A 23,807-nucleotide genomic window follows, 5' to 3' on the forward strand; every position below is an offset into this window, starting at 1 on the left:
TCAACTGTGGGGGCGGTGACAGTGAAGGAAGGCGCCTTCGTGTTGCCAATAGAAAACAACCGTTCAAATCTATTGTCAACAACTCGTGAGCGGATAACTACGGAAAGGAAGAAATTTCAGATGGTCAGGGCACCGATCAAACGCCTGAGTCGGAGATTGTTGGGCAGGTCCTCGACGAGAACCGGTTCGCCCCGCGGCCCGCCGAGCGGAATGCGCCAGTTCGGATATTCGTCCGTCGTCCCCGGCTGGTTCTGGGTACGGCGTTCGCCCACGGCGTCGGTGAGCGCGACACCGACCAGCTTCGACGGGGTGTGCGCGACGTACTGGTGCAGGGCTTCGACGATGCGCTCGACATCACCGTCGGTGTAGCGGAGCAGGTGGCGTTCACGCAGTGCATCCAGCCACGCATCGCGATCCGCCTCGTCCAGGGCCAGCTCTTCGGCCACCGGACGGGTCAGGAGGCCGAGCCGGTTGCGCAGTTCGACGTGGTCGCCGGCCAGGTAGCCCGCGGTCGGCGGCAGGTCATGAGTGGTGACCGTGGCGAGGCAAAGCTCGCGCCAACGCTCCGGGGCGAGCGGCTTGCCGTCCGCATCCCGCTCGAACCACAGCACCGACGTACCGAGGACGCCGCGCTCAGTCAGGTAGTCACGGACCCATGGCTCGACTGTGCCGAGGTCCTCCCCCACCACCGTCACGCCGGCCCGGGTGGCCTCCAGCACGAGGATGCCGATCAGCGCTTCGTGGTCGTAGCGCACGTAGGTGCCCTCGGTCGGCCGCTCCGGCGACGTGACCCACCACAGCCGGAACATGCCGAGGATGTGGTCGATCCGCAGTCCACCGCCGTGGCGCATCACTGCGCGGACCAGGTCCCGCCAAGCGGCGTAGCCGGTCTCGGCCAGTGCATCCGGCCGCCAAGGCGGCTGCGACCAGTCCTGTCCCTGCTGGTTGAACGCGTCCGGCGGCGCTCCGACGTGGATGCCCTGCGCCAGCACATGCTGCAGCGCCCATGCGTCCGCACCGTCCGGGTGCACACCGACTGCTAGGTCATGGACGACGCCGAGCGACATCCCGGCCGTCTTGGCTCTGGCCTGCGTCCGGGCGAGCTGGTCATCCATCTGCCACTGCAGCCAGCAGTGGAACTCCACAGCGTCGGGGTTCTCGTTGCGGAACGCGACCACGGCGGGGCTGGTCGGGCTCTGCAGTTCCTCGGGCCACTTGCTCCACTCCGGCCCGCGGACATCGGAGATCGCCGCCCAGGTCGCGAAGTCGACCAGTCCCTGGTTCTCACGATCGCAGTACGCGCCGTACTCAGCGATACGCCCTATCGACGGCCTGACACCGAACAGCAACTGCAGGGCTTCACGCTTGAACGCCCAGACCGTGTCGCGATCCAGTGCGTTCGCATCCTCGCTCAGAGCCCGTGCTTGCAGGCTGAGCGTCCGGACGCGATCACGCTCGGCAGGCGCCAGGTCGCCGTACTCGTCGATGTCTTCGATGCGCAGGTAGATCGGGTTGCCGAACCGTCGCGAGGCCGGCAGATACGGCGAGGGCTCCATCCGCCCGGCCAGCTCTGCAGCGTGCAGCGGGTTGATCAGGACGAACCCGGCACCCAGGTCGTTGGCAGACCAGGCGGCCAGGTCGGCGAGGTCGTGCAGGTCGCCGATCCCCCACGAGCGTCGCGAGCGAACGGAGTACAGCTGCAGCACCCAGCCCCAGGTGCGGTCCAGCTTCTCCGGCTCCAGCTTGCTCGGCGTGACGATCAGAGTGCCGACCGAGATCTCCGGATTGCCGCCGATCCGCGCGCACAACCGGTGGTAGCCGATCGGCAGGTCACCCGGCAGCTGGTAGGTCGCCTCACCGATCTGTACGCCGTCGACAAACTCCGGCTCGACCCAGTGCTCCTGCTGCGGGATGTCCCGGCGCTGACCGCCGTCCTCCAGATCGACCCACACCTCGGCGGTGGACCCATGCGGCAGGTGTACGGCGAACCAAGGCGTCCAGCCCGCGCGCATCACCACAGTGGCCGGCAGCGTCCGCCGCCAGCGCGCCTGCTGATGGTCGTCCAAGGCCTCAGCAGCCTTTTCCGGGGTAGAGGCATCCACCCCCAGTGCCGCGAGCACAGTGGAGACAACCTCACTGGAGACGACCACATGCTCGCCTTGCCAGTTCCAGTACTCCGTCGCCACACCATGGGCAACCGCTAGCTCGACAAGGGCCGGGGTGGGAGCAGTCACCCCAGCGAGTCTGCCGTATCGAGGCGGTCAGTGCGTAACGCAGCGCCGTGTCAGTCCGCTGCCCGTCGGCGACTTAACAGAAGCACTGCAAAGAGGAGGGCACCACTGGCCACAACCAGTCCGATAGCTACGCCGGCGACGTTGTCGGTCAGCTGGTAGAGCGCGGTCGGCCAGATGACCAGCAGGATCGAGCATCCGACCACCGCGTACGCCGATGCGCGCTGCCGCCCGTAGGCGACCAGCAGCGCGGCCGGACCGGCGGTTCCGACCGCCAGCGCCATGATCTCGCCACGGTCCTGGATCAGCCAGCAGATGGACGAGCTGAACATCGCCGCCCCGGCCAGCGACCAGGCGGTCGGCTGGTCGCGGACCAGCCCGAGCATCCCCAGCACGAACGCGACCAGGATGAATCCCGTCCCGGCGATCCCGGCGGAGTTCGACGCCGATCCGTCGCTCGGCGTCAGCACGTCGGCGGTGATCACCAGCACCCCGACGGCCAGGATGCCGAACGTTGCCACCAGCAACGACGATCCGGCCAGCCACCACAGCCCGAGGCAGGCCAGTGCGAGCGCGACGGCGACCCCGATAACCCGACCCGCCTCGCCCTCGATCGCGACGTACGTGGCGAAACCGGCCACACAACAGCCGAGCGAGGCCAGCGCCGAGGCGAGCTGGTCCCGTCGCCGGAAGAGCTTCAGCAGCACCGCAGAGCCGAGGAGAACGACCGCTGCGACGCTCCCGGTGCTGATCCGGGCCGCCCGGCCCATCTCGCCCCAGTTGGCGAGCGTGAGCAACGCCACGGCGCCGAGCAGGAGCGCGCCACCGACGTACCCGAGAACCTCGACCAGAGCGTTCGAGTGCGGTGCGACCGGCGGCGTCCGTGGTGGTTTCGGCGGCGGAGGCGCGGCCGGCTCGGGCCGGTTGCGCGCGGCGGCAGCCACCGCTGCGTCCACCTCGGCATCGGCCGCGTCCCGGAGCGACTCAGCCTGGTACTGGCGCAGCACGCCCGCGCTCACGAGCCGGAGCAGCTCGTCGTCCAAGCGGCTGGGCATGCGATCGTCTCTCCCTTGTGAAGGTCACTATGATCGGGCGGCGATGATGCCTATTCTGACCAGCTACCTTGTGTCCGCGTTCAGTCACCCCCTGTTTGCCCGTGCTTTCGAGCTCCCAACCTTCTTCCGGTGGGGCAACGACGGCAAGCTCGAGGTGACCGACGAGATCATCATGGTCCCCGCCCGGATCCTCGCCCTGACCATCGGTTTCTTCGTGCTGCGCTGGGTGCTGCACAAGGTGATCCGGCGGTTCGCCCGGCGGACCGGCAACGGCGCCGTGGCCGGGGTGCTGTCGAAATCGAAGCTCGGCCAGGACTTCGTCGAGAACAACCTGGCCACCGAGCGCCGGACCCAGCGCGCCGAAACGATCGCTTCACTGCTGTGCAGCGTGGTGACGATCGTGCTCACCGCAGTCCTGGTGGTGATGGTGCTGGCGGAGCTCGGCTTCGACATCCTGCCGGTGATCACCGCGACGAGCATCATCGGCGTCGCGCTCGGTTTCGGCGCCCAGACGCTGGTCAAGGACTTCCTGGCCGGCATCTTCATGATCTTCGAGGACCAGTACGGCGTCGGCGACCTGATCGACATGGAGAAGGCGACCGGCACCGTGATCGGGGTCGGCCTGCGGATCACCACGCTGCGCGGCGAGGACGGCACCACCTGGTACGTCCGCAACGGCGAGGTGATGCGGATCGGCAACCTGTCCACCCGCGACCCGGGGTCGTCGGCGCCGTCCGGGGTCGGCAGCGCCACCGAGAAGGCCGAGGGCGACGCTCACCTTCCGACGGAATAGAACAAAATTCGCCATCACGCATCTTGACCGCGCCAGCACCGAGGGTCATCATCGCTAGTGATTAGGAAACCTTCCTAACCAAATCCGACGCCCCCGGTTTTGGAGCTAGCGATGCGCGTACCCGCCCTCCGCCGCGCCCTGGCGGCACTCCTTTCCATCCCCCTCCTCGCCACCTCCCTGGTCAGTCTTCCGACGACCGCGCACGCCGAGGTGCAGCATCCCCGGCAGCAGTTCCTCCGCGACTCGGTCGGCGGACTGTTCCTGCACTGGGGGATGCGAACCTCCCCCGGCTACACCAGTTGCAGCGCCTGGGAGAGCGCCGTGAAATCCGGCGGCTGGGACCCCGCCTACTGGGTCCGCGAGGCCCAGAAGCTGCACACGCAGTACCTGGTCCTGGCCACCTTCCACAGCCGGCTCGGCTACGCACGGCCGTGGCCGAGCGCCATCCCGGGCAGCTGCCACACCGGCCGCGACCTCGTCCAGGAGACAATCGACGCCGCGTCCGCGAAGGGCCTGAAGGTCATCCTCTACATGACCGACGACCCGCAGTGGCACGCCGAAGGCCTGCCAGCAGGCAAGGATTGGCTCGATTCCGCGGCCTACTCGAAGTACAAGGGCCACTCGGTCGACCTGACCACGCGCGACGGGTTCGGCGAGTTCAGCTACGACAACTTCGTCGAGGTGATGCAGCGCTACCCGAATCTCGGCGGCTTCTGGATCGACAACGACAACGCCTACTGGGAACGTCACGGCCTGTACGAGCGGATCCGGCGCGAGCGCCCGTCGTACACGCTGAGCAACAACAACGAGGACACGCCGATCATGGACATGATCAGCAACGAGCAGAAGACCGGCATGTCCCCGGACTACGACTATCCGCAGGCTGTCTACACCGCGGGGCCGCGGCTGATCGAGGCCGACTTCAAGCTCCCGTCGACCGGCGCCTGGTGGTACGGCGGCTCCGACCCGGCCGTGGACCCCAAGCTCACGATCGGCCGGCTCGTCAGCAACGCCGGTTCGTCGATCAAGGCACTGATGGCCGAGACTGCGATGGTCAACGGCCGCTTCCCGTCCAAGCAAGAGAGTTTTAACAACCTCCTTGACAAATATCTGCAGCCCATCTGGCCGTCGCTCAACGGCACCGAAGGCGGCGGCTACCTGTACGGCGGTCTGCAACCGGGGTTCTGGAACGACGGAGCCCATGGGGTCACCACGGTCAGCCGCAGCAACCCGGACGAGCACTACATCCACGTCCTGACCCGGCCGTCCACGAGCACCCTGCGGATCCGCGACAACGGCTACCGGGTCGACCGGGTCACCGACCTGCGCACCGGCAAGGTCATTGCGCACTCCCAGGCGAACGGCGTACTCACTCTGACCGGTGTTAGCACCTGGGACCCGTACGACACCGTCTTCAAGGTCGAGACCGCCGGGCGCGAAGGCATCCTGCACGCCACGACGAGCGCACCCGCCGCTTCTGACGGCAGCTATCTGACCTTCTGGGACACCAACAAGACCACTCCTGCCTCGCTGCGCTACGACCTCGGCTCAGCCAAGCCAGTCCGGTACCTCGGGATCAACCAGCGCGAGGACTCCGTCGCGTACGCGCGGTCGGCGACCGAACAGTCCGCACGCATCAAGGACTACCGCGTCTACGCCAGCACCGACGGAACGACCTGGGGCTCACCCATCAAGACCGGCACCCTCCCGAGCCGCCGCGGCGTCGCCTTCATCGACCTCCCGGCGACAACCACCCGCTACCTCCGGCTGGAAGTGGTGAACACCCACGCGGCCTCCAGCGACACCACCCGCTACAAGCGCCTGCGCATCGACGAGACCTGGGTCGGTACGGCGTACCCCCGGTCGACTCAGTTGGCAGCCGCTGCCGAGTTCAGTGTGAAGGCCTACGGTGCCAAGGGTGATGGCAAGGCGAACGACACCGCTGCGATCAACAAGGCGATCACTGCGGCAGCCAACGCCGGCGGCGGCACAGTCCGGTTTCCGTCCGGCACCTACAAGAGCGCCAACACGATCCATCTGAAGAGCAAGATCATCTACCAGCTCGACTCCGGTGCGACGATCCTTGGCGCCGCCGACGACAAGTACGACGCGGCCGAGGCCAACCCCAACGACAAATACCAGGACTACGGCCACAGCCACTTCCACGACGCGATGCTGTGGGGCGACCAGCTCACCGACATCGCTTTCACCGGGACCGGCACGATCGACGGCGGCGACCACCTGATCACCGGCAACCCCAAGGCCGGTCAGGCGGACAAGATCATCTCGTTGACCCGCTGCTCCGGACTGCGGGTGGACGGGATCCGGCTGCGTCGCGGCGGCCACTTCGCGATGCTCACCAACGGCTGCGACAACATCAGCTCGGACAACCTGCGGATCGAGACCGCCGACGACCGCGACGGCTGGAATGTGATCAACGCGAAGAACGTGACGGTCAACCACGCGAAGATCGCCGCGAACGACGACGCGCTCGTCTTCAAGAGCGACTGGGCACTCGGCCGCACCATCGACAACGGCCACGTCCGGGTCTCCGACTCCCAACTGTCGGCCGACTGCTGCAACGCTCTGATGTTCGGCTCGGAGACCTGCGGTGATTTCACCGACTACGCCTTCGACCGGATCAAGATCACCGGTGCGAGCAAGTCCGGCCTCGGACTGGTCTCGATGGACGGCAGCAACATCTCCGACGTGCACTACCGCGACATCACGATGACCGGCACCCGCGGGCACATCATGCAGAAGATCGGCACCCGGAGACGCTGTGGGGACAACCCCGGCGTCGGATCGATCAGCAACATCACCTACCAGAACGTCACCGGCACGTACGACGGTTCCCGGGGTACGGCGTACAGCCCGACGCTGTGGGGTGAGTCGGGCCACCGGATCCACGACATCAGCTTCGACAACGTCCACCTGACCGTTCCGGGCGGCAACGGGACGATGAGCACCGGCGTACCGAGCAACGACCCCACCAACTACAACCCGAACAGCATCGGGACCAGGCCGTCGTACGGGTGGTACGCACGGCAGGTGGAGGGCGTTCACTTCACCAACAGCTCACTGCACTTCAGCAAGAACGACGGCCGGCCCGCAGTGATCGCCAACAACTCAGCTGACGTCGGGCTGACCGGCTTCACCGCCCAGCGCGGTACGGCGAGCCCCTTCGACCTCGGCTTCCAGACAGTCGCGGGCTACTGCGCTACTGGTGACCTGCGAGTCAAAGCGACGGACTCCTCGCAGAACTGCCCGAGGCCCTTGCTGGACAACGGTCTCGCACTGGCCAATGGATTGGCTTTGACTCCACCGATGGGTTTCAACAACTGGAACTCGACCAAGTGCTCCAGCACCTTCAACGAGGCGATGATCAAGAGCATCGCGGATCTGTTCGTCAGCCGCGGCCTCAAGGACGCCGGGTACCAGTACGTCAACATCGACGACTGCTGGGCGCTCCCGCAGCGCGACGCCCAGGGCAACCTGGTCCCGGACCCGGCGCGCTTCCCCAACGGCATCAAGAGCCTTGCCGACTACGTGCACGGCAAGGGACTCAAGTTCGGCATCTACACCAGTGCCGGCACCAAGACCTGCAACACCGCAGGCTTCCCCGGCGGCCTCGGTCACGAGCAGCAGGACGCCAACCTGTTCGCCTCTTGGGGTGTCGACTACCTCAAGTACGACAACTGCAACAACCAAGGCGTGGACGCCCAGCAGCGCTACAAGGCGATGCGGGACGCACTGCTCAACACCGGTCGTCCCATCACCTACTCGATCTGCGAGTGGGGGCGTACCGGCCCGCCGCCGGTGTGGCAGTGGGGCAAGGACGTCGGCAATCTGTGGCGCACCACCGGCGACATCAGCGACAACTGGGGCAGCATGATCGGCAAGGCCCAGGCCAACCGGGTCCTTGCCCAGTACGCCGGACCTGGGCACTGGAATGACCCGGACATGCTCGAGGTCGGCAACGGCGGAATGACCGCGACCGAGTACCGCACGCACCTGAGCCTGTGGGCGATGATGTCCGCTCCCCTGCTCATCGGCACCGACCTGCGCAAGGCGTCCGCCGAGACGTTCGACATCCTCACCAACCACGACGTGATCGCGATCGATCAGGACAAGCTCGGCCGCCAGGGCACTGTGGTCAGCTCTTCGGGCGGATTGGTTGTCTACGGCAAGACTCTGGCCAACGGTGATCGCGCAGTGGCCCTCTCCAACGAGACCCCCACCGCTGCCACCATCTCCACGACAGCAGCCGCGCTGGGGCTCGGCGGAGCATCGTCGTACACGCTGAAAGACCTGTGGAGTAAGGCGAGCCGGACCACGAGTGGTGCGATCAGTGCGTCGGTCCCAAGCCACGGCACCGTCCTGTACCGCGTCTCTCGAGCCGGTACGACGACGCGCCTCGAAGCGGAGTCGGCAACCAGCTCCAGCGGCAGCACTGTCGACACCGACCACTCCGGCTTCTCCGGCAGCGGCTTCGTCAACACACCCAACGCGGTCGGCGGCTACGTGCAGTGGACCATCAACAGCGCGCAGGCCGGCCGGGCCACGCTCACCTTCGACCACGCCAACGGCACTACCGCCAACCGGGGCGTGGATATCTCGGTCAACGGGACCGTGGTCACCAAGAACGTCGCCGTACCGTCCACTGGCGCTTGGACCCTGTGGCGCACGCTAGTGACCACTGCGAACCTCAAGGCCGGTACGAACACCATCCGGGTGACAGCAACGACTGCCGACGGCGCTCCCAACCTGGACTACCTCGACGTCACAACCCCAGCCACCCAAGCGATCGCAGCGCCGGACTGGTCGGTGGCGATGGTCAACTCGACTATGGCGCGCTACAAGCCGACCACGATCGGCGGCTGGTCCTATCCGGTCGGTCTGTACCTCTACGGGCAGTACCTGGTCTACGAACGCACGCATGACCCCAAGTACCTGGCCTACATCAAGGCGTGGGTCGACAGGTTCGTCGACTCGTCCGGAAACCTCAACAACAGCTTCAACAACCTCGACAGCATGCTCTCCGGCCGGCTGCTCGTCCTGCTGCACCATGAGACCGGCGACAACCGCTACAAGATCGCTGCGACCAAGATCCGCACCAGACTCGACACCTACCCGCGCACTGCCGACGGCGGCTTCTGGCACGCCACCAGCCGGCAGCACCAGCTCTGGGGTGACGGGGTGTTCATGGTCGATCCCTTCCTCGCGGAGTACGGTCGCGAGTTCGGCGACTCGTCCTACACCAGCAAGGAGACCGTCAACCAACTGCTCACGTACGCGAGCCACCTGCAGCAGCCCAACGGACTACTACGGCACGCGTACGACGAAGCTCGCGCCCAGAGCTGGGCGGATCCCAAGACCGGGCTGTCGCCGGAGGTCTGGTGCCGCGCCGAGGGTTGGTACGGGATGGCGGTCATCGACGTCCTCGAAGCGGTTCCGACGGACCAGCCCCGGCGGGCCGAGCTGATCGACGTACTGCGGAAGCTGGTCGCGGCGTACGCGCATTATCAGGATCCGAAGACCGGACGGTGGTTCCAGGTCGTCGACAAGGGCAGCCGGAGCGACAACTGGACCGAGACGTCCTGCTCGTCGATGTACACCTTCGTCATCTCCCGGGCCGTGCAGCGTGGGTACGTCGCCTCGTCGTACCAAGCAGTCGCTGATCACGGATACCAAGGAGTGCTGGCGAAAGTCTCGCTCGGCAGCGACGGGCGGACGAACCTGAAGGACATCAGCATCGGGACCAACGTCGGCGACTACGCGTACTACGCCGGCCGGGAGCGGGCGACCAACGACTTCCACGGACTCGGGGCGTTCCTGATCATGAACGAGCAGCTAAAAACATCCGGCACGGATATTGACCGCGGGCAGACAGCGAGTCATGATCGTCCGGGAAATGAATAGGAAACTTTCCTAACTTAGTGTGAGACCCAAGTCCTTTCGCCCCCAGGATTGAGGTTCGCGATGCGCTTACGCACGCTCAGAATGGCCGCCGCCGCTCTTGCGGCAGGTTCCCTGGCCCTCGGCGCGGCAGCCGCCGCCCAGGCCGCACCCAGCGCCGTCCAGGCCGACCCCGCCAGCATCGGCGCGGCGCCGTACCTGTACCTCGGCTGGGGTAGTCCGCAGAAGGCGACCGACATCATGAAGGCCGCCGGCAACCAGTGGTTCACGATGGCCTTCGTACTGGCCGACGGCAGTTGCAACCCGAAGTGGGACGGCAACCGCAGTCTCACCGGCGGCAACGACCAGTCCGTCATCAACAGCATCCGCGGCGCCGGCGGCGACGTCATCCCGTCGTTCGGTGGCTGGGACGGCGACAAGCTCGGCGTCCGGTGTACGTCGGCCTCCGCCCTGGCCGGTGCGTACCAGAAGGTGATCAACGCCTTCGGCCTGAAGGCGATCGACATCGACATCGAGAACACCGAATTCCAGAACAACACCGTCCAGCAGCGCGTCGTGGACGCCCTGAAGACCGTCCGGGCCAACAACTCCGGGCTGAAGATCTACATCACCATGGGCACCGAGAAGACCGGCCCGGACAGCTGGGGCAGCGGCCTGATCACCAAGGCCAAGAACTCCGGCTTCACCCCGGACGGCTGGGTGCTGATGCCGTTCGACTTCGGTGGCGGCTCGGCCAACATGGCGACGCTGACCCAGCAGGCCGAGGAAGGCCTGAAGGGCAAGCTCAAGACCGCCTACGGCTGGAGCGACGACACGGCGTACCGGCACATGGGCATCTCGTCGATGAACGGCAAGACCGACGACGGTGAGACCGTCACGGTCGCGAACTACCAGGCGATGCTCAGCTACGCGCAGCAGCACCACCTGGCGCGGTTCACCTACTGGGCCATCAACCGGGACCGGCAGTGTGGCGGCGGCGGTGACGCGGGCTCCGACTGCAGTGGGATCTCGCAGAGCGCCTACGCCTTCACGAAGATCGCAGCACAGTTCCACGGCTAATCCACCCCGCTCAGTCCCATTTGGTGGGTGCACCCCCCAAATAGGAGGTTCCCCCACCGAAAACCGGTGGGGGAACCTCGCGTTTGGTGGGGGAACCCACCAAACGCGGACTGGGCGCTCAGGCGGTGAAGGTGACGTCCAGCGTGATCGTCGTACCGGCCAGCGCCTTGGAGACCGGGCAGTTCTCCTTCGCGCCCTGCGCGAACTCCGCGAACTCGTCGGCGGTCAGGCCCGGCACCTTGCCGTTGACCGACAGCACGATCCCGGTGATGCCCTCACCCGGCTGGAAGGTGACGTCGGCCTTGGTGTCCAGCGCCTCCGGCGCGTTGCCGCCCTCGGTCAGCGCGTGCGACAGCGCCATCGAGAAGCACGCCGAGTGCGCGGCCGCGATCAGCTCTTCCGGGCTGGTCTTGCCGTTGGCGTCGTTGGCGCGCGAGGCCCACGAGACGTCGAAGGTGCCGACGCCGGAGGACTCCAGGGCGACCTGCCCGGCGCCCTCGATCAGCGAGCCTTCCCAGTGCGTCTTGGCCGTACGAACGGTTGCCATGGTTCTCCTTGCGAAAAGGTCTTAGTTGCCGGACACGTCGATCGCGCCGGGGTAGTTCGGTTCGTCGGTGTTCACCATGCTCTGCGCGGCCATCACCATGTACCGCCAGATCTCCTCGTCCCGTTCCGGGCTGAGGGCGATCTCGTCCAGTGCGGCCCGCATGTGACGGAGCCAGTTGTCCCGCTGCCGCGGAGTGACCGCGAACGGCATGTGCCGCATCCGCAGCCGCGGATGCCCCCGCTCCTCGGAGTAGGTGCGCGGCCCACCCCAGTACTGCTCCAGGAACATCCGGAACCGCACCTCGGCCGGACCGAGGTCCTGCTCCGGGTACATCGGCCGTAGCTCGGGGTCGGTGGCGACACCGCGGTAGAACGCCGCCACCAGCCGGTGGAAGGTGTCCGCCCCACCGACGGCGTCGTAGAAGCTCTCTGCGTCACTCATGTCGAGACCAGTGTCTCAAGTCGTCCTAAGCTGCTGTTCGAGGGCTGCCCGTTCGGGGGCGAGCAGCTCGCGTTTGGCGTGGGTGACGCCGTCCACGGCCACCAGCACCGACGTGGCCTTCGCGTAGACGTCCTCGGTCTCCCCGCTGCGGTCGACGATGCGTGAGCCCATCGTGTACGACGTCGTACCGACTGACTCGATCCACACGTCCACGTCGTACGGCGGGTGCCGGAGCAGGATCGGCCGCAGGTAGTCGACCGTCTGACTGACCAGGACCACCGGGTACTCGGCGAAGTAGTCGCGCGAGTCCACGAGATGGCTCAGGAAGGCGATGCGCGCTTCCTGGAGGTAGTCGAAGTACCGGACGTTGTTGACGTGGTCGTACGAATCGATGTCCGACCACCGCACCAGGACCGGGTGGGTGAAGGTCATGAGCCAACCAGCCTCTCCAGTACGACGCGCTCCTCCGGAGCGATCCGGCGCAGGCGGTTGGCCTTGAAGTCGAAGGGGACGAGCTTGGTCCGGGCCTCGACGTAGGTCTTCCTGGTCGGCTCCAGGTCGAGGATCTCGTAGTCGACGGTGAACTGGGCCGCCCTGATCTCACTGATCCACAGCTCGATCCGGACCGGCTCGGCGCGGTGGTGCAGCGGCGCGCGGTACTGGACCTCGTGCCGGGCCACCAGCAGACCGGTCTCCAGCGTGTCCGCACCCAGCTCGGCCGCGGTCCGGAACAGGAAGTCGACGCGGGCGTCCTGGAGGTAGTCGACGTACTTGCCGTTGTTCACGTGGCCCAGCGCGTCCATGTCCCCCCAACGCAGCGGACAGTAATAGACATGTCTGTTGTTCATACTTTCCCCGCCCCACCGCCCCGAGCTGTGATGATCCACACGGCGATCATCGCATCCTGGGTGGTCCGGGTGTGACAGTGCGTGGGTAATGTCATCCTCGGCAGTAATACCTATCGGTAGGGAGCGGCGATGACGCAGCAGCGAGTGGCGATTGTGACCGGGGCAGCCCGGGGAATCGGCGCGGCCGTCGCGCTGCGACTCGCCAAGGACGGGAACGCGGTCGCGGTCCTCGACCTGGACGAGGGCGCCTGTGCGGGCACCGTCAAGACGATCACCGACGCCGGCGGCAAGGCCATCGCGATCGGCGCCGACGTGAGCAAGGCCGACCAGGTCGCCGCCGCGGTCGAGCGGGTGGTCGCCGAGCTGGGCGCCCCGACGATCCTGGTGAACAACGCCGGCGTCCTGCGCGACAATCTGCTCTTCAAGATGTCCGAGGACGACTGGGACACGGTCATGTCCGTGCACCTCAAGGGCAGCTTCCTGATGTCGAAGGCCGTCCAGGCGCACATGGTCGAGGCGGGCTACGGCCGGATGGTGTTCCTCTCCTCCACCTCGGCGCTGGGCAACCGCGGCCAGGCGAACTACGCCTCCGCGAAGGCCGGCCTCCAGGGCCTGGCCAAGACGCTGGCCTTCGAGCTGGGCAAGTTCGGCGTCACCGCGAACGCCATCGCCCCCGGGTTCATCGAGACCGACATGACCGCGGCCACCGCGGCCCGGGTCGGCGTGGACTTCGAGGAGTTCAAGAAGGCGACCGCGGCCTCGATCCCGGTGCAGCGCACCGGCAAGCCCGAGGACATCGCCGCCGCCGCCTCGTTCTTCTGCAGCGAGGAGTCCGGCTTCGTCTCCGGCCAGGTCCTGTACGTCGCCGGCGGACCTCGCAACTAGTCGCAGCACTGAGGAGCCAGTAATGCCAACGTCTTTCACCGGTGTCGACGAGGTCGTCAACGCCGTCGGCACCTCGCTCGGCGAGTCCGAGTGGCTCGAGATCACCCAGGAGCAGGTGAACCAGTTCGCCGAGGCGACCGGTGACCACCAGTGGATCCACGTCGACGTCGAGCGCGCCACCAAGGGCCCGTACGGCGGCACGATCGCGCACGGCTATCTCACCCTGAGCCTGATCGCGCGCTTCGGTGACGAACTGTTCTCCGTCTCTGGAGTGACCGCCAAGCTCAACTACGGCGTGAACAAGGTCCGCTTCCCCACGCCGGTCCCGGTCGGCTCCCGGGTCCGGGCCGGTGCCTCGATCGCCAACACCGCCGAGACCCCGGCCGGCATCCAGGTGTCGCTCAACTGGGTGATCGAGCTGGAGGGTTCCACCAAGCCGGCCTGCGTCGCGGAGACCGTCGTACTGCTCGTTCCTTAAAGAGGACAGACCAGTACAGAGTGAGTGGCGACGCGGTAGTAGCCGAGCCACTCGTTCACCGCGAGCATCGGAGCGTTGCCGTCGTAGTTGGCGGTGTAGCAGTTCTGCACCCCGGCCGCGGCGGCGCGCTGCAGGGCGGCAGCCTTGACCAGCTTCGCCAGCCCACGCCCGCGGTACTCCGGCATCGTCGAGGTCATCTTCGACCAGATCCGGGTCCGGTCACCGCGGCCGAGCGTGAACCCGATGACCTCGTCCTCGAGCATCGCGACCACGCTCAGGTCCAGCACCGACTCCGGTGAGGCCCAGACATCTTGCACCCATTCGTCGTACGGCTGCGATGCGATCTTGGCGTCGCCCGGTTTGGTGCGTTGGGCAACTTCGTTGGCGGCGTGGAGCTTGCGCGGGTCCACCTGGTTCATCGCGACCAGCTCGATGCCGGTCGGCAGGCCGGGAAGGTCAGGCGCCTTGCGGGGATCGATGCCCGCGTAGTGCACCTGCCGGGTCTGCGCGTAGCCCCAGCGCGCTGCCCAGGCCGCGGACGACGGCTCGGCGAACACCCGCGCACTGGTCGCACCGGCACGGCGCAGCTCCGCGTGCACGGCGTCGAGCAGTTGCGCACCCAGCCTCCGCCCGCGGACATCGGGCCGCACCAGGATCCGCACCTCACCAGCCAGCGGATCGGAGCCGGGCGTCAGCGCAGCGCTCCCCCAGCCCACGACCTCATCACCGTCCACGGCCGCGAACATCGCTTCTCCCGCGCTCGGCGGTGCCGCCAGCCGCCCGTTCAGATTGGTCCGGGTGACGACGAGGTACGGCGCGATCGTGTCGTGGAACGCGAGGGCGCTGTCGACATCCCTCGCCTCAGCAGCCCTGATCTCCATGGGAACTCCTTCACCGAAGTTCTCCGGAAGATAACCTGCCACCCCGGCCGGTGCGCAGGCATTGTCACGTTACAGGTCGGTATCACCACGCCAGGTAATCGTTGTCGCGCTCGCCGCCGGTTGGTAGCCGAACCAGGTGTTGACTGCCAGCATCGGTGCGTTCTCGGTGCTGTTGGCCGTGTAGGCCATCGTGCAGCCGTGCTCAGCCGCCCAGCTCAGCGAGAACCACTTGACCAGCCTGGACAAGCCGCGGCCGCGGTACTCCGGCGAGGTGACGGTCAGATTGGTCCACAGGCTGGTCCGATCCCGCACCACCAGCGTCACTGATCGCACGGTGCCGTCAACCAGCGCCGCGGCTCCCAGGTCACGACTGTTGCCGCTGGCCACATCCCAGATGCTGTTCAGGAAACCGTCGTACGAGATGTCGCCGTCCTCGAAGCCGGGAATCTCACGGACCGTTGCCGCGAACAACGGATGCACGTCCTGCGGATCCAGCTCGGTCAGCGGCACGATCGACGTACCAGCTGGCACGGCAGGCTGCTCCGGGAGGTTGTCGAGCCGGACCCCGGAGAGCCGGGTGACGTCGCCGGCAACGCCTCCCCTGGCCACTGCGAAGCCGACGCCTTCGGTGTCCGCCATCGCGTGGAGCTCGCGGACCGTCTGCGTGCCGAGGTGCTCCTTGATCAGGTCGGTCAGCGCGCTGCCGATGCCCTGCCGCCGGTACTCGGGACGGACGATCACCCCGGCCTGAAAGGTCTCCGGGGCATCCCGGAAGCGCGTCGGCGTCACCGTCCCCCAGCCGATCAGCTCGCCGTCGCTCTCAGCCACCCAGCCCGCACAGCGCGGATCGGCAAGGCTCTGCTCCAAGCGCCGGCGACGAAGTCCTGGTGGCGAGACGTTGTAGGGCCGCACGTCGTGCAGCATCGCATCGATCTGGTCAGCGTCGGCAAGCTCGATCGGGCGGATCACCATGGCTCAGAGCGTACGCAGCAGGCCCAGCTCGGTCTGCACGCGGCGATAACCGAGCCAGTTGTTGATGGCAAGCATCGGGCCGTTCTCGTCGTCGTTCGACGTGTAGGCGGAGGTGATGCCGGCAAGGGCACAACGACGCAGCGCCACCGACTTCACCAGCTTGGCCAGTCCACGTCCCCGGTACGCCGGGATCGTGCCGGTCGAGCCTGACCAGGCCCGATCGCCGTCGACCTCGACCGCGGTGTAGCAAACCACCTCGTCGCCGACCATCGCCGCGACACTGAGCGACTTGTCGAGACCGGGGGCGGTCCAGATCTCGTCCAGCCATTCGTCGTAGTCGGCCGCGTTCATCGGGATGTCACTGGGCTCGTCGAGTGAGGTGGCCGAGTCGGCGAGGAACACCTGGCGCGGATCCAACTGGTCCATCGTCACCAAGGTGATGTCCTCCGGAGTCGGCGGCTGCGGCGGCAGGTTGGCCGTCTCGACACCGGAGTAGTGCATCTGGCGCGTGCCGTCGTAGCCACGGTGGCGGGCGAACTCCAGCCCGTCCGGCTGCGCGAACGTGCGCACCGCGATCGCACCGACCTCAGTCAGGTGCTGGTGCAGCCGGTCGGCCAGCATGTTGCCGATGCCCTGCTTGCGGAAGTCCGGATGCACGTAGATCGAGATGTCGCTCTGACCCGCCTCAGCGGTCCAGTTGTTCAGTCCGGCCGAACCCCACCCGACCAACTGACCGTCTACCTCGGCCGCCAGCGCGAGGAACCGCTCAGCCGGCGAGAAGACCGTGATCATGTGATGCGCCGCCGCCGGCGACAAGATCTTGTACGCATAGACAGCCCGGCGCAGTGCCGCCACCGCCGTGGCATCGTCGCCAGTCACCGGCCGGATCCGCACCTGTGTCGTCATGCCCGGACCATAGCCAGCCGCACTCGCGCCACGCCACGGAATTACCTTCCGAACCGAACAGCAACGTGATCGCAACCAGCGCGTGCCGACTGTGATTCGGTCGTGCGCCCCCGAAGGATTAGAGTTAGCCGGTGCTGTCGGACTGAACGCCCCGACCGCCGGAAGTGCCATCGTGCTGGGACACGACGGGGTCACCGGCGGCGGGGAGTCCACAGACCTTGACAGGCGCTCAGCCGTCAGGTGTAGACAGGCCGGATGAATGTGACGGATGGCGCGGCCGCCGCGCGGGTGCTGGCCGGTCTGATGGTCTCCGACGCACCGCGGCCCGAGTTCGCCGAAGCGTTCCAGCCGTTCGCGCCGTTGATCGGCAGCTGGGACCTGGACGTCGCCTGGTACGACGAGCACGGCGACGTGACGCGGTCCACCCGTGGCGAGTGGCACTTCGCGTGGGCGCTCGACGGCCGTGCGGTCGCCGACATCTGGATCACCCCGAGCCGCGCTGCCCGGGCCACCGACGGCGACGGCGAGTGGGGGCTGTCCATCCGCATCCACGATCCCGAGCTGGCGGCGTTCCGATCCACCTGGATGGGCCCGAAGGCAGCGTTCGTGATGCCGTTCGTCGCGCACGCCGACGGCGAGACGATCACCCTGGAGTCCCAGACCGCCAGCACCCGCTGGGTTTTCAGCGACCTGACCGGGCAGTCGTTCCACTGGCGCAACGAAGATTTCGATGCCGACGGCAACATCACGCTGCGGCAGACCTTCGTCGCCACCCGTCAGGCGTAGGTAGCGACCGCGACCCGCGCCAGCTCCAGGATCTGGGCTCGCAGGTCGACTGGCTCGAGTACCTCCAGCTGAGGTCCGAGGCCGAGCAGCATGCCGCACGCAGCCTCCCGGACTCGGAAGTCCAGCAACAGATGTGTCCACGAATCATCGCTGGGCAGCTCCTGCGGGACTGCGCCTTTGGCCAGGAACGGTGAGACCACGCGGCGCACCATGTCGACCCGATCGGGATGCACCCGCACCTCAGCCTGGACACCGACCGGTCCGCCACCCGGCTGCTCCAGATTGGATCGCAGCCGCTCCCACTCGGCGCGCAGGTCCAGTCCGGCCGGTCTGTCCGCCGCCTCTTCCAGTACGTCGACCTGCTCGATCCGCGACACTCGATACATCCGCGGTGCGCCCCGATGCGCAGCCACGAGGTACCAGCGCCCGGCCTGTTCCACCAGGCCCCACGGATCGACGGTACGGCGTTGCAACCCGCTGCTCGCGGATGCGTAGCGCAGTCGGACTCGTCGCTCGGCCACCACGGCCTGACGTAGTACTGGCAAGGCACCGTGGTCCTCTGCCTCGGCGAACCAGCGCCGACGATCCACCACGATCGCACCGGACAACGCTGTGGCGTCACTCTGCAGTTCGGCGGGCAGGGTCGCCGACAGCTTGCCCATGGCTGACTTGAGACTCCCCCGCAGTCCCAGCTCATCGGACAGCTCGGACCGGCCCGACCACGCGAACAGTGCCTGTGCCTCGCGCGGTGTCAGTGCACTCACATCGGCGCGATAACCCGGCAGCAACACACAACCACCGTTGCGCCCGCGTTCGGCGTACACGGGGACGCCTGCTGCCGACAGCGCCTCCATGTCCCGCATCACCGTGCGCTTCGACACCTCGAGCCGCTCGGCCAGCTCCCGCGTACTCAACCGCGCATGCTGTTGCAGCAACAGGATGATCTGCAACAACCGGTCGGCTCGCATCTGCTCAGAATAGGCGACAACAGATGTCACCTATAGAGCGCGAGGGTGGAGTCATGACCACCACAGACCCACGCCCGCTGTTCGTCCGCGCACTCGACCAGACCCAGCACCTGATCAACAACACCGGCGCCGACGACCTCACGAAGCCGACACCCTGCCCGGAGTACGACGTCCGCACACTGCAGGGACATTTGCTGTCGGTCATCGCCCGCATCAGCCTCGCGCTGACCGGAGGCGATCCGCTGAGCCTCCCGAAGGTGACCGACAGCGAGGACACTGCGAGCACTTGGAAGGAGCACCGTACGGCGCTCGACGCGACGCTGGCCGATGACTCCATCCTAGGCCGGATGTGCAAGCTCCCGTTCGGCACGCTGCCCGGCGCAGCGGCCATCGGCGCCTACACCGGTGAACTCACCACGCACTCCTGGGATCTCGCGAAGGCGACCGGCCGCGTCGACCAGCTCGACGACGAGCTGGCGAACAGCGTGCTGCCGATGGTGCGACAGTTCCTGCCGGCCGAGCCACGCGGTGGCGAGATTCCGTTCGGCCCCGTCGTAGCGGTCGCCGACGACGCATCGCCGTACGACCGCTTGGCGGGCTGGCAGGGACGCCGGCCCTAGCCGACCATGCCGCCCTTGAGGGTGAGGCCGCCGTCGATGGTGATGGTCTGGCCGGTGATCCAGGACGCCTCGTCGGACAGCAGGAACCACACCAGCGAGGCGACATCCTCCGGGCGGCCGAGGCGGGCCATCGGGTACGTCCCGGCGACCTCTTCCTCGCGCCCTTCGTAGAGTGCTCCGGCGAACTTGGTCTTGACCACCGCCGGAGCCACGGCGTTGACCCGGATCTCCGGCGAGAGCTCCAGCGCGAGCTCTGCGGTGACCCGGGACAGCATCGCCTTGGTCGCGCCGTACCAGCCGATCCCCGGTGACGGGGACTGGCCGGCCAGCGAGGACACGTTCACCACCGCGCCGCCGTGGTTGCCCATCCAGGCGTCCCGGCAGGCCTTCACCCACAAGATCGTGGCCAGCACATTGGTGTCGACCATCTTCGCGGCGACACCGGCTTCGAGGTCGAGCAGGTCGCCGTAGATCGGGTTGATGCCGGTGTTGTTCACCAGCAGGTCAAGTGATCCGTACGTCGCCACCGCCGCCGCGACCGTGGACCCGCGGTGCGCGCCGTCGGCGGTGTTCCCGGCGATGCCCAGGGCGTGCTCGCGGCCACCGAGCAGCTTGACCGCCTCGTCCAGGGCTTCCTGCTTGCGGCCGGTGATGACGACGCGCGCGCCGTCCGCGACGAGTCGCTGGGCGATCGCCAGCCCGATCCCGCGGGAGGCTCCGGTGACGATCGCCGTACGGTTCTCCAGGGTCATCAGCTGAGGCGCTCCAGGACGATGGCCATGCCCTGACCGCCGCCGACGCACATGGTCTCCAGCCCGAACTGCTTGTCCTCGAACTGCAGGCCGTTCACCAGCGTGGTCATGATCCGCGCACCGGTCGAGCCGAACGGGTGGCCGAGCGCGATCGCGCCGCCGTGCACGTTCAGCCGGTCCTCGGCGATGCCGAGCTCGCGCGCCGAGCCGATCACCTGGACCGCGAAGGCCTCGTTGATCTCGACCAGGTCGATGTCGTTGATGCTCATGCCTGCACGGGCCAGCGCCTGCTTCGACGCCTCGACCGGACCGAGACCCATGATCTCCGGCGACAGTCCGCTGACACCGGTCGACACGATGCGTGCCAACGGAGTCAGACCGAGCTCACGCGCCTTGGTGTCGCTCATGATCACGACCGCGGCCGCGCCGTCGTTCAGCGGGCAGCAGTTGCCCGCGGTGACAGTGCCGTCGGGACGGAACACCGGCTTCAGGCCGCTCACACCCTCGAGCGTCGTACCGGCGCGCGGGCCGTCGTCCTTGCTGACCACCGTGCCGTCCGGCAGCGTCACCGGGACGATCTCGCGCTCGAAGAAGCCGTTGTTGATCGCCTTCTCGGCCAGGTTCTGCGAGCGGACGCCGAACGCGTCCTGGTCGGCGCGGGTGATGCCCTTGAGGGTCGCCACGTTCTCGGCGGTCTGGCCCATCGAGATGTAGATGTCCGGGAGGTAGCCGTCCGCGCGTGGGTCGTGCCAGGTCTCGTTGGTCTCCGCGTACTTCGCCGTCCGCGCGACCGCGTCGGTGAACTGCTCGTTGAACGAGGTCGGGTCACCGACCCCGGCGGAGCCGAAGTTCTTGTACCGCGAGACGCACTCGACCCCGGCGCTGACGAAGATGTCGCCCTCACCGGCCTTGATCGCGTGGAACGCCATCCGCGCGGTCTGGGTCGACGACGCGCAGAACCGGTTGACCGTGGTCGCCGGCGCGTTGTCCCAGCCCAGCTGGACGGCGACCCGGCGGGCCATGTTGCCACCGTGCTCGTCGTGCGGCTCCGCACAACCGAGCATCAGGTCCTCGATCTGGTCGCCGGTCAGGCCGATCTTCTCGGTCGCCGCCCGGATCATCTGGACGGCGAGGTCGTCCGGCCGGATCGTGGTCAGCGACCCCTTGTTCGCGCGGCCGATCGGCGAGCGGGCCGTGGAAACGATGACTGCTTCAGGCATTTCGGGGATCTCCTTCTACAGGCCCAGGTCGCGGCCGATGAGTTCCTTCATGATCTCGTTCGAACCCGCCCAGATCTTGGTGACGCGCGCATCGCGCCAGGCCCGGGCCACGCGGTACTCGTTCATGTAGCCGTAGCCGCCGTGCAGCTGCACGCAGGCGTCCAGCACCTCGTTCTGTACGTGCGCGCTCCACCACTTGGTCTTGGCGGCGTCGACAGCGGTCAGCCGGTCCTCGTCGTGCGCGACCACGCCGTTGTCGACGTACGCCTGGGTGACCTCGACCTTGGTGACCAGCTCGGCGATCAGGAACTTGTTGTACTGGAACGAGCCGACCGGCTGGCCGAAGGCCTTGCGCTGCTTCACGTACTCGATGGTCTCGTCGAGGATCTGCGCGGCGTGCGCGATGTTCGACACCGCGGCGCCGATCCGCTCCTGCGCGAGCCGCTCCATCATGTGGATGAAGCCGCGGTCGAGCTCGCCGAGAACGTTGTCATCGGCAACGAAGAGGTCCTCGAAGAAGAGCTCCGAGGTCCCGGACTCGGTCTGGCCGACCTTGTCCAGCTTGCGGCCGCGGGCGAAGCCCTCCATCCCCTCCTCGACGACGAACAGCGTGATGCCCTTCGCGCCCTTCTCGGGGTTGGTCCGGGCGGCCACGATGACGAGGTCGGCCATGTCGCCGTTGGTGATGAAGGTCTTGGACCCGTTCAGCACCCAGCCGCCGTCGGCCTTCTTCGCGGTCGTCTTCAGCGCGGCCAGGTCGGAGCCACCCGACGGCTCGGTCATCCCGATCGCGGCGACGTACTCGCCGGAGCAGAACTTGGGCAGCCAGCGCTGCTTCTGCTCCTCGGTACCGAGGTCGACGAAGTACGGCGCGGCGCAGTCGTAGTGGATGCCGAAGCAACTCGACAGCGAGGCGGAGACCTTGGAGACCTCCTCGGCGAACACCTGGTTGAACCGGTAGTCGCCGACGCTGGAGCCGCCGTACTCCTCGGGGACGTCGAGACCGAGGAAGCCCTGCTTGCCGGCCTCGAGCCAGGCGGCGCGCTCGATCGTCTTCTCCTCGAGGAACTGCTCCATCCGCGGCACCAGCGACCGGTCGCAGTACTCCTTCGCACTCCGGCGGAAGGCGTGGTGGTCCTCGTTGAAGATGACGCGGTCCATCGGGCAACCTCCGGCGTTTCGAGATTAGTGGCTAAGCGCTTGCTTAGCTTCACTCGTTTGGTGCAGGGTGTCAACGTGTCCGCAGTCACCGGTTCCCTTGAATGGGAGCATGTCGAGCCCGCAGCCGCCCGTCGGCTCCTTCGGGGCGCCATCGACGCGTTCGCGGAGCGTGGCTTCCAGGCCACGACCACCCGCGACATCGCCTCCCGCGCAGGGATGAGTCCGGCCGCGCTGTACGTGCACTACCCGTCCAAGGAGCGGCTGCTCTTCGAGATCAGCCTCTACGGCCACAACGCGGCTCTCGAGGTACTACGTTCCGCAGACCACGCCGGTACGCCGGCCGACCGGATCCGCGCGTTGGTCGCGGCCTTCACCGCATGGCACGCCCGCCACCACACCATCGCGCACGTGGTGCAGTACGAACTGAATGCGCTCTCCCCCGAGCATCTGGCCGAGGTGGCGACGATCCGCCGGGCCATTTCCACCCAGATCGAGCAGGTGCTGGCAGACGGCGTACAGGATGGTTCTTTCGCCGTACCGGACCTGCCTGGTACGACGCTCGCCGTACTGTCACTGGCGATCGACGTGGCGCGGTGGTACACGCCGCATCGCGGCGATCCGGACACCCTCGGCAAGCTGTACGCCGACCTCGCGCACCGGATGGTCCAGGCATGACAGAACCCCGCATCCCACCTGGATGCGGGGTTTCGTCGGTGGCTCAGGCCTGCAGTGCGGCCTGGACGTCGAGGCGGATGTCCACCTTGTCGCCGATGAGGAGCTTGCCGCCCTCGAGCGGGATGTTGAAGTCGATGCCCCACTCCTTGCGGCTGATCGACGCGGAGGCCTCGAAGCCGAGGATGGTCTGGCCGTAGGCGTTCTGGTCGACCCCGAGGAACTCGAACGCGAGCTCGATCGGCTTGGTGACGTCCTTGATGGTGAGGTCGCCGGCCAGGATGTAGTCCTCACCCTCGGCCTTCAGCGCCTTGCTCACGAACGTCATCTTCGGGGTGTTCTCGGCGTCGAAGAAGTCACCGGAGCGCAGGTGGCCGTCGCGCTGGTCGTTGCGGGTGTGCACCGAGGCGAGCTCGACGGTGACGTTCGCGGTCGAGTCCTCGAGGGTGTCCTTGACGACGATCTCGCCACTGAACTCCTGGAAGGTGCCACGGACCTTGGTCATCAGGTGCCGGACGGTGAAACCGATCTCGGTGTGCGCGGCGTCCAGGGCGTAGGTCCCGGAAACCAGGCCGGGGATCGTGGTGGTGGGGGTGGTGACGGTCTCGGTCAT

Annotated in this window: 22 protein-coding genes; 8 read left to right on the forward strand and 14 right to left on the reverse strand. The window is 67.0% G+C overall.

The window, feature by feature from the left end:
• Nucleotides 1-116: 116 nt before the first annotated feature.
• Nucleotides 117-2,234: a 4-alpha-glucanotransferase gene (malQ, locus tag ACIA49_RS00840; protein WP_396374983.1), complete on the reverse strand. Its 2,118-nt coding sequence runs from the start codon at nucleotides 2,232-2,234 to the stop codon at nucleotides 117-119.
• Between the two features lie 50 nt (nucleotides 2,235-2,284).
• Nucleotides 2,285-3,286: a hypothetical protein gene (locus ACIA49_RS00845; protein WP_396374984.1), complete on the reverse strand. Its 1,002-nt coding sequence runs from the start codon at nucleotides 3,284-3,286 to the stop codon at nucleotides 2,285-2,287.
• 43 nt (nucleotides 3,287-3,329) lie between these two features.
• Between ACIA49_RS00845 and ACIA49_RS00850 the strand changes: the two genes are divergently transcribed.
• The 3 genes from ACIA49_RS00850 to ACIA49_RS00860 all read left to right on the forward strand — a co-directional run bounded on the left by ACIA49_RS00850 (nucleotide 3,330) and on the right by ACIA49_RS00860 (nucleotide 11,057).
• Entirely contained in the window at nucleotides 3,330-4,079 is a 750-nt protein-coding gene (locus ACIA49_RS00850) for a mechanosensitive ion channel family protein (protein WP_396374985.1), read from the forward strand.
• 111 nt (nucleotides 4,080-4,190) lie between these two features.
• Nucleotides 4,191-10,001, forward strand: coding sequence for a glycoside hydrolase family 88 protein (locus tag ACIA49_RS00855; protein ID WP_396374986.1), 5,811 nt, complete (start codon nucleotides 4,191-4,193; stop codon nucleotides 9,999-10,001).
• 60 nt (nucleotides 10,002-10,061) lie between these two features.
• Nucleotides 10,062-11,057, forward strand: a complete 996-nt coding sequence (locus tag ACIA49_RS00860; RefSeq protein WP_396374987.1) for a chitinase — start codon at nucleotides 10,062-10,064, stop codon at nucleotides 11,055-11,057.
• 118 nt (nucleotides 11,058-11,175) lie between these two features.
• Here ACIA49_RS00860 and ACIA49_RS00865 read toward each other — a convergent pair whose 3' ends face one another.
• Genes ACIA49_RS00865 through ACIA49_RS00880 form a run of 4 tightly spaced genes read right to left on the reverse strand, consistent with a single transcriptional unit; the run spans nucleotide 11,176 to nucleotide 12,848 of the window.
• Nucleotides 11,176-11,604, reverse strand: a complete 429-nt coding sequence (locus ACIA49_RS00865; RefSeq protein ID WP_396374988.1) for an OsmC family peroxiredoxin — start codon at nucleotides 11,602-11,604, stop codon at nucleotides 11,176-11,178.
• Between the two features lie 21 nt (nucleotides 11,605-11,625).
• Entirely contained in the window at nucleotides 11,626-12,045 is a 420-nt protein-coding gene (locus tag ACIA49_RS00870) for a globin (protein ID WP_396374989.1), read from the reverse strand.
• Between the two features lie 15 nt (nucleotides 12,046-12,060).
• The gene (locus tag ACIA49_RS00875) at nucleotides 12,061-12,477 is read right to left on the reverse strand and encodes an acyl-CoA thioesterase (protein WP_396374990.1); all 417 of its coding nucleotides are present in this window, start codon (nucleotides 12,475-12,477) and stop codon (nucleotides 12,061-12,063) included.
• Entirely contained in the window at nucleotides 12,474-12,848 is a 375-nt protein-coding gene (locus ACIA49_RS00880; RefSeq protein WP_396374991.1) for an acyl-CoA thioesterase, read from the reverse strand. Before ACIA49_RS00880 ends, ACIA49_RS00875 begins: the two co-directional genes overlap by 4 nt.
• A gap of 174 nt (nucleotides 12,849-13,022) precedes the next feature.
• Here ACIA49_RS00880 and ACIA49_RS00885 point away from each other — a divergent pair, with 174 nt between their 5' ends.
• A complete protein-coding gene (locus ACIA49_RS00885) occupies nucleotides 13,023-13,778 on the forward strand; it encodes an SDR family oxidoreductase (protein WP_396374992.1) in 756 nt (251 codons plus the stop codon).
• A gap of 22 nt (nucleotides 13,779-13,800) precedes the next feature.
• Entirely contained in the window at nucleotides 13,801-14,256 is a 456-nt protein-coding gene (locus ACIA49_RS00890) for a MaoC family dehydratase (RefSeq protein ID WP_396374993.1), read from the forward strand.
• On the opposite strand, the gene ACIA49_RS00895 is transcribed toward ACIA49_RS00890, so the two are convergent.
• From ACIA49_RS00895 to ACIA49_RS00905, 3 genes are all read right to left on the reverse strand, one after another.
• Complete coding sequence (locus tag ACIA49_RS00895) at nucleotides 14,253-15,137, reverse strand: GNAT family N-acetyltransferase (RefSeq protein WP_396374994.1); 885 nt, start codon at nucleotides 15,135-15,137, stop codon at nucleotides 14,253-14,255. The genes ACIA49_RS00890 and ACIA49_RS00895 overlap by 4 nt on opposite strands.
• A 69-nt stretch (nucleotides 15,138-15,206) precedes the next feature.
• Nucleotides 15,207-16,109, reverse strand: coding sequence for a GNAT family N-acetyltransferase (locus ACIA49_RS00900; protein WP_396374995.1), 903 nt, complete (start codon nucleotides 16,107-16,109; stop codon nucleotides 15,207-15,209).
• 3 nt (nucleotides 16,110-16,112) lie between these two features.
• Nucleotides 16,113-17,015, reverse strand: coding sequence for a GNAT family N-acetyltransferase (locus ACIA49_RS00905; protein WP_396374996.1), 903 nt, complete (start codon nucleotides 17,013-17,015; stop codon nucleotides 16,113-16,115).
• Nucleotides 17,016-17,270: 255 nt separating this feature from the next.
• On the opposite strand from ACIA49_RS00905, the gene ACIA49_RS00910 reads away from it, so the two are divergent.
• Nucleotides 17,271-17,801, forward strand: coding sequence for a hypothetical protein (locus ACIA49_RS00910; protein WP_396374997.1), 531 nt, complete (start codon nucleotides 17,271-17,273; stop codon nucleotides 17,799-17,801).
• Here the strand turns inward: ACIA49_RS00910 and ACIA49_RS00915 are convergent.
• Nucleotides 17,792-18,769 carry a helix-turn-helix transcriptional regulator gene (locus ACIA49_RS00915; RefSeq protein WP_396374998.1) on the reverse strand — a complete coding sequence of 326 codons (978 nt, stop codon included), beginning with the start codon at nucleotides 18,767-18,769 and terminating at the stop codon, nucleotides 17,792-17,794. The two genes, ACIA49_RS00910 and ACIA49_RS00915, sit on opposite strands and share 10 nt — an antisense overlap.
• Before the next feature lie 53 nt (nucleotides 18,770-18,822).
• Here ACIA49_RS00915 and ACIA49_RS00920 point away from each other — a divergent pair, with 53 nt between their 5' ends.
• Nucleotides 18,823-19,389, forward strand: a complete 567-nt coding sequence (locus tag ACIA49_RS00920; protein WP_396374999.1) for a TIGR03086 family metal-binding protein — start codon at nucleotides 18,823-18,825, stop codon at nucleotides 19,387-19,389.
• On the opposite strand, the gene ACIA49_RS00925 is transcribed toward ACIA49_RS00920, so the two are convergent.
• Genes ACIA49_RS00925 through ACIA49_RS00935 form a run of 3 tightly spaced genes read right to left on the reverse strand, consistent with a single transcriptional unit; the run spans nucleotide 19,386 to nucleotide 22,522 of the window.
• Nucleotides 19,386-20,141, reverse strand: a complete 756-nt coding sequence (locus tag ACIA49_RS00925; RefSeq protein WP_396375000.1) for an SDR family oxidoreductase — start codon at nucleotides 20,139-20,141, stop codon at nucleotides 19,386-19,388. The two genes, ACIA49_RS00920 and ACIA49_RS00925, sit on opposite strands and share 4 nt — an antisense overlap.
• Nucleotides 20,141-21,361 (reverse strand): acetyl-CoA C-acetyltransferase, encoded by a 1,221-nt coding sequence (locus tag ACIA49_RS00930; RefSeq protein ID WP_396375001.1) that lies wholly within the window; start codon nucleotides 21,359-21,361, stop codon nucleotides 20,141-20,143. The genes ACIA49_RS00925 and ACIA49_RS00930 overlap by 1 nt, the downstream gene beginning before the upstream one ends.
• 15 nt (nucleotides 21,362-21,376) lie before the next feature.
• Entirely contained in the window at nucleotides 21,377-22,522 is a 1,146-nt protein-coding gene (locus tag ACIA49_RS00935; RefSeq protein ID WP_396375002.1) for an acyl-CoA dehydrogenase family protein, read from the reverse strand.
• A gap of 75 nt (nucleotides 22,523-22,597) precedes the next feature.
• On the opposite strand from ACIA49_RS00935, the gene ACIA49_RS00940 reads away from it, so the two are divergent.
• Nucleotides 22,598-23,197, forward strand: a complete 600-nt coding sequence (locus ACIA49_RS00940) for a TetR/AcrR family transcriptional regulator (protein WP_396375003.1) — start codon at nucleotides 22,598-22,600, stop codon at nucleotides 23,195-23,197.
• A 43-nt stretch (nucleotides 23,198-23,240) separates the two neighbouring features.
• On the opposite strand, the gene ACIA49_RS00945 is transcribed toward ACIA49_RS00940, so the two are convergent.
• The gene (locus tag ACIA49_RS00945; RefSeq protein ID WP_396375004.1) at nucleotides 23,241-23,807 is read right to left on the reverse strand and encodes a YceI family protein; all 567 of its coding nucleotides are present in this window, start codon (nucleotides 23,805-23,807) and stop codon (nucleotides 23,241-23,243) included.

Origin of the sequence: Kribbella sp. NPDC051587, from assembly GCF_044453945.1 — a bacterium.
Taxonomy (GTDB): domain Bacteria; phylum Actinomycetota; class Actinomycetes; order Propionibacteriales; family Kribbellaceae; genus Kribbella.

Coding starts and splice junctions, on each gene's coding strand:
- ACIA49_RS00870 (WP_396374989.1), bottom strand. CDS start 12,045: ATGAGTGACGCAGAGAGCTTCTACGACGCCGTCGGTGGGGCGGACACC.
- ACIA49_RS00865 (WP_396374988.1), bottom strand. CDS start 11,604: ATGGCAACCGTTCGTACGGCCAAGACGCACTGGGAAGGCTCGCTGATC.
- ACIA49_RS00945 (WP_396375004.1), bottom strand. CDS start 23,807: ATGACCGAGACCGTCACCACCCCCACCACCACGATCCCCGGCCTGGTT.
- ACIA49_RS00850 (WP_396374985.1), top strand. CDS start 3,330: ATGATGCCTATTCTGACCAGCTACCTTGTGTCCGCGTTCAGTCACCCC.
- ACIA49_RS00930 (WP_396375001.1), bottom strand. CDS start 21,361: ATGCCTGAAGCAGTCATCGTTTCCACGGCCCGCTCGCCGATCGGCCGC.
- ACIA49_RS00905 (WP_396374996.1), bottom strand. CDS start 17,015: ATGACGACACAGGTGCGGATCCGGCCGGTGACTGGCGACGATGCCACG.
- ACIA49_RS00920 (WP_396374999.1), top strand. CDS start 18,823: ATGACCACCACAGACCCACGCCCGCTGTTCGTCCGCGCACTCGACCAG.
- ACIA49_RS00855 (WP_396374986.1), top strand. CDS start 4,191: ATGCGCGTACCCGCCCTCCGCCGCGCCCTGGCGGCACTCCTTTCCATC.
- ACIA49_RS00910 (WP_396374997.1), top strand. CDS start 17,271: ATGAATGTGACGGATGGCGCGGCCGCCGCGCGGGTGCTGGCCGGTCTG.
- ACIA49_RS00890 (WP_396374993.1), top strand. CDS start 13,801: ATGCCAACGTCTTTCACCGGTGTCGACGAGGTCGTCAACGCCGTCGGC.
- ACIA49_RS00925 (WP_396375000.1), bottom strand. CDS start 20,141: ATGACCCTGGAGAACCGTACGGCGATCGTCACCGGAGCCTCCCGCGGG.
- ACIA49_RS00860 (WP_396374987.1), top strand. CDS start 10,062: ATGCGCTTACGCACGCTCAGAATGGCCGCCGCCGCTCTTGCGGCAGGT.
- ACIA49_RS00895 (WP_396374994.1), bottom strand. CDS start 15,137: ATGGAGATCAGGGCTGCTGAGGCGAGGGATGTCGACAGCGCCCTCGCG.
- ACIA49_RS00935 (WP_396375002.1), bottom strand. CDS start 22,522: ATGGACCGCGTCATCTTCAACGAGGACCACCACGCCTTCCGCCGGAGT.
- ACIA49_RS00880 (WP_396374991.1), bottom strand. CDS start 12,848: ATGGACGCGCTGGGCCACGTGAACAACGGCAAGTACGTCGACTACCTC.
- ACIA49_RS00875 (WP_396374990.1), bottom strand. CDS start 12,477: ATGACCTTCACCCACCCGGTCCTGGTGCGGTGGTCGGACATCGATTCG.
- ACIA49_RS00885 (WP_396374992.1), top strand. CDS start 13,023: ATGACGCAGCAGCGAGTGGCGATTGTGACCGGGGCAGCCCGGGGAATC.
- ACIA49_RS00915 (WP_396374998.1), bottom strand. CDS start 18,769: ATGCGAGCCGACCGGTTGTTGCAGATCATCCTGTTGCTGCAACAGCAT.
- ACIA49_RS00900 (WP_396374995.1), bottom strand. CDS start 16,109: ATGGTGATCCGCCCGATCGAGCTTGCCGACGCTGACCAGATCGATGCG.
- ACIA49_RS00845 (WP_396374984.1), bottom strand. CDS start 3,286: ATGCCCAGCCGCTTGGACGACGAGCTGCTCCGGCTCGTGAGCGCGGGC.